The sequence below is a fragment of the Stappia sp. WLB 29 genome (assembly GCF_023507705.1).
In the GTDB taxonomy this organism is placed as follows: domain Bacteria; phylum Pseudomonadota; class Alphaproteobacteria; order Rhizobiales; family Stappiaceae; genus Stappia.
Map to the genome: position 1 here is coordinate 174040 of NZ_JALBGD010000003.1, position 12232 is coordinate 186271.

Sequence of the window (12232 nt, forward strand, 5' to 3'; positions counted from 1 at the left end):
GCCGTTGGCGAGCAAGGATGCAAGACGGCGGCCGCACACAGGTGCAGCCGCCGTTTTTATTTGTATTTCAGAACCTTGAAACGCCTCAGATCACTCGACCGTTTCGTCCGGATAGACGCCGAAAAGGCGCGTCTGGTCGATCCAGCCGGCGAATTTCTCGCCGCTGATCCGGCACCAGCCCTCGCGGCAGCTGCCGACATTGGCCAGCACGTTGGGGCCAAGCTCAGCGACGAGGCGGGCGTCGGAGCGCGGCTCGGCGCGCAGAGGCGTGGTTCCGGACTGCTCCCAGGGGGTCACCAGCGCCGTGCGGCGGCCGCTGAGCAGCGAATGGAAGACCCAGCCCTCCTCGCCCTGCCAGTCGCGGATGCGGCGCCAGTTCTCGAATTCCTGGACGATCTCCACCGGCAGGCCGGCGCGGACATAGGTCCAGCCGATGCGGTGCTCGAGCGTCGGACCGATGCGCACGTTGACGCGCTCGGACTTGAGGCTGACGAAGCGCGGAACGGGAAAGCCGCTCGGGCCCCGCGTGGTGCTTTGGGCAAGGGCGATGCCGGGCCCGGCGAAGATCTGCAGCAGCAGGAGCAGGCAGAGGGCGCCGGCGGCGAGCGCGCGGTCAAGGGGACGACGGATGCGGGTCGGCGCGGGGCGCGCACGCGACCGGCCGGCGTCGCCTGCCGGCTGCCTGTCGTGATCGCTGCACCTCCTTGCCAGTCCACGCATTGGGTCCCTGTCCTTTCCCTCGAAATCCGTATCGCCGCCGCCCGCCCGGCGGGTTCAGCGAAAGACCGAGAATCGCACATTTTCAAGGCAGGCCCGCCTTGAGCCCGCCATCCGGCGCTATCGCACGTTCCGGTCCCTTGTTTTGACCGGACCATCTGGTAATGAGAACTGAAGCGTCGGCCCGGCCGCTGCGGCGGCGACGACGCAATTTCGGACAGGTAGGGTTAAGGAGCCCTCAACAGAGCGCGAAAAGGCGAGGAGCATGCCCAGGAAGAAGCCACTGGTCGTCGTGACACGCAAACTGCCCGACGTCGTCGAGACGCGGATGCGCGAGCTGTTCGAGACGCGCCTCAACGAGGCCGACAGGCCGCTGAGCCAGGCCGAGCTGGTGGAGGCGGTGAAGACCGCCGACGTGGTGGTACCGACGGTCACCGACCGGATCGACTCCGCCGTGCTGTCGCAGGCCGGACCCAATCTCAAGCTGATCGCCAATTTCGGCAATGGCGTCGACAATATCGACGTGATCACCGCCAACAATCGCGGCATCACGGTCACCAACACGCCCGGCGTGCTGACCGAGGACACGGCCGACATGACCATGGCGCTGATCCTCGGCGTGCCGCGTCGCATCGCCGAGGGCATCAAGGTGCTGGAGCATGGCGAGTGGACCGGCTGGTCGCCGACCTGGATGCTCGGCCGGCGGATCTGGGGCAAGCGGCTCGGCATCATCGGCATGGGCCGCATCGGCCAGGCCGTCGCCCGGCGCGCCAAGGCCTTCGGCATGTCGATCCACTACCACAACCGCCGACGAGTCTCCGAGGCGGTGGAGGAGGCGCTCGAGGCCACCTACTGGGACAGCCTCGACCAGATGCTGGCGCGCATGGACGTCGTGTCCATCCACTGCCCGCACACCCCGGCGACCTATCACCTTCTGTCCGCCCGCAGGCTCAAGCTGATGAAGCCCGAGGCCTATATCGTCAACACCGCGCGCGGCGAGGTGATCGACGAGGCGGCGCTGATCCGTCAGCTCGATGCCGGCCAGCTCGCCGGCGCCGGTCTCGACGTGTTCGAGCACGAGCCGGCGGTCAACCCGAAGTTGGTCGCCTCCACCAAGGTGGTGCTGCTGCCGCATATGGGATCGGCGACGGTCGAGGGCCGCGTCGACATGGGCGAGAAGGTCATCATCAACATCAAGACCTTCATGGACGGTCACCGTCCGCCGGATCGCGTCCTGCCGTCGATGCTGTAGGGGAGGAGACGGGGATCCTTCCCCGCTCCCGTTTTCCCGCTGATCAGGCCTCGCCCGGCTCGTAGCGTTTCCACAGGGCCTTGTCGCCCATGCCGGAGACGAAAGCGGCATGGGCCTCGATCTCGGCCGCGCTCAGGCGCGGGGGCAGCGGCACGGGCCGCGGCAGGGCGCGGCTGCGCTGCTGCACGACCTCGACGGTCGTCGTCTCTTCCTCGGCGCTGAAGGCAAGGCCGGCCTGCTTGCCGCCGATCAGCTCGATATAGACCTCTGCCAGGATCTCGGAATCGAGCAGCGCGCCGTGCTTGGTGCGGCGCGAATTGTCGATGCCGTAGCGCGAGCACAGCGCATCCAGCGAGGCGGGCGAGCCGGGGTGCTTGCGCCGGGCAATGGCCAGCGTGTCGAGCACCTGGGCGGGCGGGATCGGCCCCAGGCCGACACGCGCAAGCTCCATGTTGATGAAGCCCATGTCGAACGAGGCGTTGTGGATCACCAGCACCGCATCGCCGACGAACTCCAGGAACTCCTGCGCCACTTCGGCGAATTTCGGCTTGTCGGCCAGAAACTCGCTCGACAGGCCGTGCACGTTGAACGCTTCCAGCGGCACGTCGCGCTCGGGGTTGAGGTAGACGTGATAGGTGCGGCCCGTCGGCACGTGGTTGATCAGCTCGACGCCGCCGATTTCCACCAGCCGGTCGCCGTTCCTGGGATCAAGGCCGGTGGTTTCCGTGTCGAAGGCGATTTCCCGCAAGGTCGAGGTCCCCGTGTCATGCGCGGCCGGCCATGCGCCGGCCGGTTCCAGTGTCTCAGATCGGCCCCGGCAGCGACAGCAAGGGTGGCTGCATCCGGCCGTCGGCAGCCGGTTTTCCCCAGCTGATCCCCGGTTTTCGAACCGGTTTTGCGCAAGCTTTGGCTCGGCTTTTCCTCAGGCGAGGGAGGCCACGGCCCGCAGGATCGCGCCGACCTCGCGGCGCGCAGGCTCGAACCCCAGGCCGGTATCGACGAGGAAATGCGCCCGGCGACGCTTTTCCGCATCCGGCATCTGCTTGGCGAGGATGCCTTCGAAGCGCGCCTCGCTCATGCCGGGGCGGGCGAGCACCCGCTCGCGCTGGACATCCAGAGACGCAGTGACCACGACGGCGGCGCGCACGCGGCGCTCTCCGCCCGTCTCGAACAGGAGCGGAATGTCGAGCACCGCAACGCGGCACCCCCGGCGGGCGGCATCCGCCAGGAAGGCGTTCTCCGCCTCGCGCACCAAGGGATGGACGATGGCCTCCAGCCGCTTCATCTCCTCCGGCTTGCCGATCACCCGCTCGCCGAGCCGGGCACGGTCGACGGTGCCGTCCACGACGGTGCCGGGGAAGCCGGCCTCGATCAGCGGTGCCGCCTTGCCGGAATAGAGCCGGTGCACGGCGGCATCGGCATCATAGACCGCCGCACCGGCCTCGGCGAACATGCGCGCCGTGGTGCTCTTGCCCATGCCGATGGAGCCGGTGAGGCCGAGAACGATCACGCGACCACCTCGAGATCGGCCAGAAGCAGGGCGCGCAGCTCCCCGGTGACCTGCGGACGGACGCCGAACCAGCGCTCGAAGGAGGGCACTGCCTGGTGCAGCAGCATGCCGAGCCCGTCGACCACCGGGTTGCCCCGGGCGCGCGCTGCGGCCAGCAGCGGCGTTTCCAGCGGCGCATAGACCGCATCGGTCACCAGCGCCGACACGGGGAGCGCAGAGAGGTCGATCTCCAGCGGCGGCTGGCCCTGCATGCCGAGCGAGGTGGTGTTGACGAGAAGGCCGGTGCTCCCCAGCAGACCGGCAAGTTCTCCCCAGTCTGCAGCTTTCGAGTCGGATCCGAAACGGGCGCAGAGTTCTTCGGCCTTGGACCGCGTCCGGTTGACGATGGTCACGGTTTTCACACCGCGCGACAGCAAGGCCCAGACGATGGCGCGGGCCGCCCCGCCGGCGCCCAGGACCACTGCCTCGCGCAGGCCGTTGTCCCAGCCCGGCGCCATCTGATCGAGATTGCCGAGAAAACCGAGACCGTCGGTGTTGGCGCCGTGCACACGGCCGTCGGCTTCCACCCACAGCAGGTTGACCGCACCCATGGCGCGGGCGGCCTCATCCAGCGTCGCGCAAACCTCGGCCGCCGCCTCCTTGTTGGGAACCGTGACGTTGCAGCCGACCAGGCCCCGGTCGCCGAGGGATTCGTAGAAGCAATGAGCCTCTTCCGGCGCGACGGCGATGCGCTCATAGGAGCCGTCGATGCCATGAAGCCGGAGCCAGTGATTGTGGATCAGCGGCGAGCGGGAATGGCTGACGGGATAGCCGGTGATGGCGGCACGCCGCGTCATGTCTCGATTGCCCCCATCTCGCGCAGCTGCTTCAGGAGCGGCAGCAGCGGCAGGCCGAGCACGGTGAAATAGTCGCCCTCGATGGCCTCGAAAAGCTGCACGCCGCGCCCCTCGAGCTGATAGGCACCGACGCTCGACAGCACGACATCGCCGGCGGCGGCGAGATAGCGGCCGACGAATTCCGGGCCGAAGGACCACATCTTCATGTGCACGGTGGCGGTGCCGCACCACACGGTCTCGCCGTCGCGGGCGATCGCGGCCGAGGAGTGCAGCTGGTGGCGCTTGCCGGACATGGCGAGAAGCTGGCGGCGGGCCGCCTCCATGTCCTCGGGCTTGGTCAGGCGGCGGCCGTCGAACTCCAGCACCTGGTCGGCGCCGATGACGAGGGCGCCGGGATTGCGGGCGCTGGTCTCCTGGGCCTTGGCCTCGGCGAGAACGCGGGCGATGTCGTCCGGCGGGAACCCGCTTTTCAGCAGCGGCGCCTCGACGGCGCGCTCGTCCACCTTAGCCGGGTCGACCCGGAACGTGAGGCCGGCATTGGCGAGCAGCTCGGCCCTGATCCGGCTGCCGCTGGCGAGAATGATGTCGGTCATGAACCCATCCGCAAGCTGTTGAAGGCCGCTTCAGGCGATATCAGGCCACGCCGCCGTTTGCCAGAGCGCTCTTGTGGGTCCGGTACAGGGCCATGATTTCCGCCGCGGTTTCCTCGATGGACCGGCGGGTGACGTCGATCAGCGGCCAGCCGTGTTCGGCGCAGATCTTGCGCGTCACCGCGATTTCGCGGGCGATCACCCGGCGGTCGACATAGGTCTCGTTCTCGAACCCGCCCGCATTCAGCGTCAGGATGCGGTTCTGCCGCACCTGCTGGATGCGCTCGACCGAGGCGACGACGGCCACCACCATCGCCCGGCGCAACTCGCCGAGCTGGCGGGGCAGCGGGATGTCCGGAACGATGGGAATGTTCGCCGCCTTGATGCCGCGATTGGCCAGATAGATGCAGGTCGGCGTCTTGGACGTGCGGCTGACGCCGAGAAGCACCACATCCGCCTCGTCGAGATTGTCCGGGATCTGCCCGTCGTCATGCAGCATCGTGAAATTGAGCGCCTCGATGCGATGGAAATAATCGGCATCGAGCGCATGCTGGCCGCCGATGCGGCCCGTCAGACGGACGTTGAGATAGGACTGGAAGACGGCGAAGACCGGCGAGAGGATGTTGACGCAGGGAACGCCGGCAGCCCGGGCCGCCTGCTCCAGCCGGTCCGCCAACTCCGGATCGACGAGCGTATAGAGAACGATGCCGGGAGCGTGCTCGATCTCGTCGAGCGCATGGTCGAGCTGCCGCGTCGAGCGCACCAGCGGATAGACATGCTCGATCGCCTGGACATCCTCGTACTGGGCGGTCGCAGCGCGCGCCACGGTCATCAAAGTTTCGCCGGTGGAGTCCGAAACCATGTGCAGGTGGAAGAAGTTGCGAGTCTTTCCCAAGCTGTTATCCCCTGCAGGCGGCGTTTGCGCTGGTTAGTGTGGTCAAACCGACCCTCTCGAGGCCAAGTCCGCAAAACCATGCCCGAAGCGAAAAAACAATCAACACTGCACAAGCGAGCAGGAGCCGGAGACGGAAGGATCGCCGATTGCGGGGAAAACCGAAGTGTTCTTCCGCCGTCCCCAGCTTGTTCGACGCTGCCTTAAAGGTTAACAGATGGTTAACAAAACTCCAATCGACTGTTTTTTATCAAGAATTCGGGTTATCACCACGATCGGTAAAAGGGCTTATACCCGAAACCCCTCGACAGGCGGTGAGCGAACAGGTCATGTGGAGCCGTGTCGACAACCGATAATCCCGGTTGTCCAGTGCCAAACAAAAACAACAGAATCCTCTTTCAAGGATTCTTTTCTTTTTTAAAGGGGTTCTCGTGTCTCAAACGGCGTCGCGACGGATCATGCAGGTGCTGGCCGGCGAAAGGCTCTGGCCGCCCCCTGTCTGGATGATGAGGCAGGCCGGACGGTATCTCCCCGAGTACCGTGCCACCCGTTCAAAAAGAGTTAACTTTCTTGAATTTTGTTACGACGTAGAGCTTGCAACGGAAGTCACTTTGCAGCCCATCCGGCGCTACGGCTTCGACGCGGCGATTCTCTTCTCGGATATCTTCGTGGTTCCCGATGCGCTCGGATATCCCGTTCGCTTCGAGGAAGGGCGCGGACCGGTGCTGGAGCCGCTCAGCGACCGGCTTGTCGGCAAGCTCGACCAGAGGCGGGCGGTCGGCCATCTCGACCCCGTCATCGAGATCGTCTCGCGGCTGCGCCGGGAACTCCCGGAAGAGGTGACGCTGCTGGGCTTCTGCGGAGCCCCCTGGACGGTCGCCTGCTATTCCGTGGCCGGGCACACCACCCAGGAGCAGACCGCCGCCAGGATCGGCGCCTATCGCGATCCGGAGCTGATGCAGGCCTTCATCGACCAACTGGTCACGGCCTCCATCGATTATCTGGTGCGGCAGCTGAAGGCCGGCACCGATGCGGTGCAGATCTTCGACACCTGGGCCGGCGTTCTCGACGATGCCGGTTTCCGCCGCTGGTCGGTCGCCCCGACGCGGGCGATCGTCGAGGGCGTGCGTGCAGCCGTGCCGGGCGCGAAGATCATCGGGTTCCCCAAGGCATCGGCCGCGCGGCTGGCGGATTACATCGCCGGGACCGGCGTCGATGCGGTCGGCCTCGACTGGACCGTGCCGGGGGCTCTGGCCCGCGAGGTGCAGAAGCTGGTTCCCGTGCAAGGCAATCTCGACCCGATGCGGCTGGTCGCCGGCGGGCAGGCGCTGAACGAGGGTGTCGACCAGGTGCTTGCGACACTTGGACAGGGTCCGCTCGTCTTCAATCTGGGGCATGGAGTGACACCGGATGCGGATCCGGAAAACGTGGCGCGCATGATCGAACGCGTGCGCCAGGCGCCGGACCCGCTCGATGCGTCCTGACGGCTGCCACGGCCGGTCCGTGGCAGCGTTCCCCCTGGAAACGGATAATCCATGCTCTATCTATGGCTGAAGGTTCTGCACATCATCTCGGTCATCGCTTGGATGGCCGCGATGTTCTACCTGCCGCGGCTTTTCGTCTATCACGCGGAAGCCGGGCCGGGGACGCCGCAGAGCGAGACCTTCAAGGTCATGGAGCGGCGCCTGCTCAAGGCGATCATGACGCCGGCGATGATCTCGTCCTGGATCTTCGGCCTGTGGGTCGCCTATGAGGGCGGGTTTTTCTCGTCCGGATGGCTGCATGCCAAGCTGACGCTGGTTCTCGTGATGAGCGGTTTGCACGGTTATCTTGCGCGCTGCGTGCGCCAATTTGCCGCGGATGCCAACACGCACAGCTCTCGCCACTATCGCATCGTCAACGAAGTGCCCACGGTACTTATGCTTCTGATCGTGATTCTGGTGGTGATCAAGCCGTTTTGAGCGGTTAACCTGTCATAACCCTGCGTCGGGCGGAGGCGGATAGTCTTGCGCCCGTCGTGACAATATTGCGAGCACTCGACGAATGGTGCTTGCCCTGTCGAATTTAAAAATGTAGATTCCGTCAACCTCACATCCTGCGGGCATGGTGTTGGCGAAGTTCCGGAGCGGCGGTCTTGACCCGCGCAGGTAACCGGAGCCCTAGAAGCACCAGGTCGGAACGACAGTTCCGATTGTCGACCCGCAGCCATTCCCTTTTCCTGATGATCCGGTCTGCCCATATGCGGCGCGGGATCACTCGCATCCTCCTCCACCCCTCTAGCAGAAGACCATCCATTGCCCATGCGGGAAATGAAACTCTCAGATCTGAAGATCAAGACACCGACCGAGCTCCTCGCCTTTGCCGAGGAACACGAGGTCGAGAACGCCAGCACCATGCGCAAGCAGGAGCTGATGTTCGCCATCCTCAAGCAACTGGCTGCCCAAGACGTCGACATTATCGGCGAGGGCGTCGTCGAAGTGTTGCAGGACGGTTTCGGTTTTCTGCGTTCGCCGGACGCGAACTATCTGCCGGGCCCGGACGACATCTACATCTCGCCGTCGCAGATCCGCCGCTTCTCGCTGAGGACCGGCGACACGGTCGAAGGCGAGATCCGCAGTCCCAAGGAAGGCGAGCGCTATTTCGCGCTGCTCAAGGTCAACAAGATCAACTTCGAGGACCCGGAGAAGGCGCGCCACAAGGTCCACTTCGACAACCTGACTCCGCTCTATCCTGACGAGCGGCTGAAGATGGAAGTCGAGACCCCGGCGGGCGGCAAGGACCTGTCGTCGCGGGTCATCGACCTGGTCGCTCCGCTCGGCAAGGGCCAGCGCGGGCTGATCACCGCGCCGCCGCGGACCGGCAAGACGGTGTTCCTGCAGAACATCGCCAAGTCCATCACCACCAACCATCCCGAATGCTACCTGATCGTGCTGCTCATCGACGAGCGGCCGGAGGAAGTCACGGACATGCAGCGCACGGTGAACGGCGAGGTGGTTTCCTCCACTTTCGACGAACCGGCGGTGCGTCACGTGCAGGTGGCCGAGATGGTCATCGAGAAGGCCAAGCGTCTCGTCGAGCATGGCCGCGACGTGGTGATTCTGCTGGACTCGATCACCCGCCTCGGCCGCGCCTACAACACCGTGGTCCCGTCCTCGGGCAAGGTGCTGACCGGCGGTGTCGACGCCAACGCCCTGCAGCGGCCCAAGCGCTTCTTCGGTGCTGCCCGTAACATCGAGGAGGGCGGCTCGCTGACGATCATTGCCACCGCCCTGATCGATACCGGCAGCCGCATGGACGAGGTCATCTTCGAGGAGTTCAAGGGCACCGGCAACTCCGAGATCATCCTGGACCGGAAGATCTCCGACAAGCGCGTGTTCCCGGCCATCGACATTCAGCGCTCCGGCACCCGCAAGGAAGAGCTGCTTGTCGAGCCGGTGAACCTGAAGAAGATGTTCGTCTTGCGCCGCATTCTCAATCCGATGGGGACGGTCGACGCCATCGAGTTCCTGCTCGACAAGCTGCGCCAGACCAAGTCGAACGACGATTTCTTCGACAGCATGAATACCTGACGGGGACGGGTGCGGGAGACTTCGCATCCTCTCACGGGATTCACGTGAAACACCCGCGAGCAGCGTAGGCTCTCGCGGGTGTTGCTTTTTGCAGCGCAGATGTTTCACGTGAATCAGGTCGATTCGGAGGTGCAACGATGAGGGATCAGTTGGCAGATCCGGGCGAGGTCGCCCCGGAGATCGAGACGGAACGCTTGCTGCTGAGGCCCTGGGCGGACGAAGACCGCGAGCCTTTCGCCGCGCTCAACGCCGATCCGGAGGTGATGCGTTACTTTCCGTCCGTGCTGGATCGGCAGGAGAGCGATGCCATGATCGAGAGCGCCCGCCAGCGGACGCGCGAGGACGGCATCTGCTTCCAGCCCGTGGTGGTCAAGGAAAGCGGGACGTTCATCGGCTTCGTCGGCCTCAGCCGGCCGCGCTACCCGGTGCCCTTTGCGCCTTGCGTCGAAGTCGGCTGGCGATTGGCCCGGTCTGCCTGGGGGTATGGCTATGCCAGCGAGGCGGCGAGCGCCTGGCTTCGATTCGGATTCGAAATCCTCGGTCTGGAGGAGATCGTCTCCTTCACGACGGTGACGAACACGCCCTCGCGGCGGGTGATGGAGCGTCTCGGTATGCAGAGGGATGCGGAGGGCGACTTCGACCATCCGCTGCTCGATCGCGCTCATCCCCTGTTGCGACATGTGCTCTACCGTCTGCGGGCCGACCGCTGGCGGGAGCTTTCAGGCAGCGCCTGATCCCAACCGACGGCCAACGCCGCCCAGGTCAGCGCCGTCTCGCGAATTGCAGCAGAACGGTCTCCACGTCCGCAGGCTCCGTCACCGGTGCGCTGCAGGTGCCCTGGCGGCAGAGATAGAGGGTCGGCCTGCCGTCCCTGGCTGTCTTGCCATCCATCGGGTGGCCTGTAGGAAAAGCATGCCCGGCTGGAACCTCGAGCCGAATGACTGCGGGGTCGGCGAGGCTCGCCACCGCACGGCGCAAGGCCATCGCGCCATCCGATGCATCGCCCTCGATTGGCACCACCAGGACCGCGAGCAAGGCATTGGCGCTCGTATCCAGGGCGCTGAGCAGGCTGGCCGTACCGAAGACATTGCCGGCGATCTCGGATCCGAACCGGGCGAGGATGGCGTCGGATCGGGTCTGCGCCGTTTCGTCCCCGGTCAGGTGCCAGAGCCGATGCAACGCTTCCGCGGCAACGCCGTTGGCGTTCGGCACCGCCTCGTCCATCGGGGAGAGCGGACGCAGAATGACGTCGCTGGCCTGCCGGGAGGAGAGATGATAGCCACCGCCCTCTGCGGCGAAGTCCTGGTCCAGTAGGGCGGCGAGGTCCTTTGCGTCGGCGAGAAACCGATTCGCTTCCGATATGGCGAGAGAGGTTTCGGCAAGCGTGATCGCGGCCTTCATCAGTGCGGCGAGATCGCTGGCAAAGCCGGGACGGGTCGACCGGCCGGCGCGCCAGGCGTGAGCCAGGCGGCCGGTATCGTCCCGCATTTCGTCCATGACGAAGCGATAGGCGCCAAGGGCCAGCCGCCGCCACGATTCACGTGAAACACCTGCGATGCGGAAGATGTACTCGGCCTCGGCAAGGGCGCCGATCATCAATCCGTTCCAGTCCGCCAGAACCTTGTCGTCGCGCCCCGGGCGAACCCGCGCCTCGCGTGCGGCGAGGAGGGCACTGCGGGTATCGGCGAAGCGGGCAAGAGCGTCGCCGACATCGTCCTCCGGCGGTGCCAGGCGGTTGGGGATGTTGGAGCCCTCGAAATTGCCCGGGACGGTGATGTCGTAGGCCTCGCAGAAGAGCAGGCACTCCTCCGTCTCGCCGAGAACGGCGACCACCTCGTCGGGCGTCCAGACGTAGAAGCGGCCTTCCTCTCCCTCGCTGTCGGCATCGAGGCTGGCGGCGAAGGCGGGGCCGTTCATCATCTCGCGCTGCAGCCACCCCACCGTCTCGTCGAGTCGGGTCCGGAACAGTTCGGCGACGCCAGGTGCCAGGCCGGGGAGGGCGAGCGCCCGGGCGAGATGGGAGATGTATTGCGCATTGTCGTAGAGCATCTTTTCGAAATGCGGCACGAGCCAGCGCTCGTCGACGGAGTAGCGGGCAAGGCCGCCGCCGATATGGTCGTAGATGCCGCCGTTGCTCATGCGCTCGAGGGTGAGGAGACACGTGCGCAGGGTCTCCGCGTCGCCGGTGCGCAGGCCGGTGCGCCAGACGAGTTCGCCGACGCAGGCCTGCGGGAACTTCGGGGCGCCGCGAATGCCGCCATGGACCTTGTCGTAGAGACCGGCAAGTCGCTTGCCGGCGGTGACGGGCAGGTCCGCCGACAGATGGCCGCTCGGCCCGGCAGGGGCCTTGCTCAGGTGATCCATCAGGGCCTTGCGGTTGGTATCGATTCGCCCCCGGTCCGTTCGATAGGTGCCGGCCACGGCTTCCAGGACATCGACGAAACCGGGCCGGCCCCAACGTGCGGTCTTTGGGAAATAGGTTCCGCCCCAGAAAGGTTCTGCCTCGCTGGTCAGGAACATGGTGAGTGGCCAGCCGCCCTGCTCACCGAGGGCATGCAGCGCGTTCATGTAGATCTGGTCAATGTCGGGCCGTTCCTCCCGGTCGACCTTGATGTTGACGAAGAGACGGTTCATCACCTCCGCGACGCCGGGATCCTCGAAGCTCTCGTGCGCCATGACGTGGCACCAGTGGCAGGCGGCATATCCGACGGAGAGCAGGATCGGCTTGTCGGCGGCGCGGGCTTCCGCCAGCGCTTCCGGTCCCCAGGGCCGCCAGGCGACGGGATTGTCCTTGTGCTGGAGCAGATAAGGGCTGGTGGCGTCGGCCAGACGGTTGTCGGTCATGGGCCTCTCCGATATCAGGGCG

Annotated in this window: 12 protein-coding genes; 5 read left to right on the forward strand and 7 right to left on the reverse strand. The window is 65.6% G+C overall.

Going from position 1 to position 12232, the window contains the following annotated elements:
- Nucleotides 1-90: 90 nt before the first annotated feature.
- On the reverse strand, nucleotides 91-720 hold the full coding sequence (locus MNI96_RS07095) for an SH3 domain-containing protein (RefSeq protein ID WP_249691631.1): 630 nt from the start codon (nucleotides 718-720) through the stop codon (nucleotides 91-93).
- A gap of 262 nt (nucleotides 721-982) precedes the next feature.
- On the opposite strand from MNI96_RS07095, the gene MNI96_RS07100 reads away from it, so the two are divergent.
- On the forward strand, nucleotides 983-1969 hold the full coding sequence (locus MNI96_RS07100) for a 2-hydroxyacid dehydrogenase (protein ID WP_249691633.1): 987 nt from the start codon (nucleotides 983-985) through the stop codon (nucleotides 1967-1969).
- A gap of 43 nt (nucleotides 1970-2012) precedes the next feature.
- On the opposite strand, the gene dnaQ is transcribed toward MNI96_RS07100, so the two are convergent.
- The 5 genes from dnaQ to MNI96_RS07125 form a co-directional block, all read right to left on the reverse strand.
- The gene (gene dnaQ, locus MNI96_RS07105; protein ID WP_249691635.1) at nucleotides 2013-2717 is read right to left on the reverse strand and encodes a DNA polymerase III subunit epsilon; all 705 of its coding nucleotides are present in this window, start codon (nucleotides 2715-2717) and stop codon (nucleotides 2013-2015) included.
- Between the two features lie 174 nt (nucleotides 2718-2891).
- Complete coding sequence (gene coaE, locus MNI96_RS07110) at nucleotides 2892-3479, reverse strand: dephospho-CoA kinase (RefSeq protein ID WP_249691637.1); 588 nt, start codon at nucleotides 3477-3479, stop codon at nucleotides 2892-2894.
- Entirely contained in the window at nucleotides 3476-4315 is an 840-nt protein-coding gene (locus tag MNI96_RS07115) for a shikimate dehydrogenase (protein ID WP_249691639.1), read from the reverse strand. Before MNI96_RS07115 ends, coaE begins: the two co-directional genes overlap by 4 nt.
- Nucleotides 4312-4908: a Maf family protein gene (locus MNI96_RS07120; protein WP_249691641.1), complete on the reverse strand. Its 597-nt coding sequence runs from the start codon at nucleotides 4906-4908 to the stop codon at nucleotides 4312-4314. The genes MNI96_RS07115 and MNI96_RS07120 overlap by 4 nt, the downstream gene beginning before the upstream one ends.
- 40 nt (nucleotides 4909-4948) lie before the next feature.
- Entirely contained in the window at nucleotides 4949-5800 is an 852-nt protein-coding gene (locus MNI96_RS07125) for a pyruvate, water dikinase regulatory protein (protein ID WP_283776374.1), read from the reverse strand.
- A 455-nt stretch (nucleotides 5801-6255) separates the two neighbouring features.
- On the opposite strand from MNI96_RS07125, the gene hemE reads away from it, so the two are divergent.
- The 4 genes from hemE to MNI96_RS07145 all read left to right on the forward strand — a co-directional run bounded on the left by hemE (nucleotide 6256) and on the right by MNI96_RS07145 (nucleotide 10100).
- Nucleotides 6256-7281, forward strand: a complete 1026-nt coding sequence (gene hemE / locus MNI96_RS07130; RefSeq protein ID WP_249692207.1) for a uroporphyrinogen decarboxylase — start codon at nucleotides 6256-6258, stop codon at nucleotides 7279-7281.
- Between the two features lie 51 nt (nucleotides 7282-7332).
- Nucleotides 7333-7758 (forward strand): protoporphyrinogen oxidase HemJ, encoded by a 426-nt coding sequence (hemJ, locus tag MNI96_RS07135; protein WP_249691643.1) that lies wholly within the window; start codon nucleotides 7333-7335, stop codon nucleotides 7756-7758.
- A 339-nt stretch (nucleotides 7759-8097) separates the two neighbouring features.
- Complete coding sequence (rho, locus tag MNI96_RS07140) at nucleotides 8098-9366, forward strand: transcription termination factor Rho (RefSeq protein ID WP_249691645.1); 1269 nt, start codon at nucleotides 8098-8100, stop codon at nucleotides 9364-9366.
- A 137-nt stretch (nucleotides 9367-9503) separates the two neighbouring features.
- Nucleotides 9504-10100, forward strand: a complete 597-nt coding sequence (locus MNI96_RS07145) for a GNAT family N-acetyltransferase (protein ID WP_249691647.1) — start codon at nucleotides 9504-9506, stop codon at nucleotides 10098-10100.
- 28 nt (nucleotides 10101-10128) lie between these two features.
- Here MNI96_RS07145 and MNI96_RS07150 read toward each other — a convergent pair whose 3' ends face one another.
- Nucleotides 10129-12210, reverse strand: coding sequence for a thioredoxin domain-containing protein (locus MNI96_RS07150; protein ID WP_249691649.1), 2082 nt, complete (start codon nucleotides 12208-12210; stop codon nucleotides 10129-10131).
- Nucleotides 12211-12232: the final 22 nt, after the last annotated feature.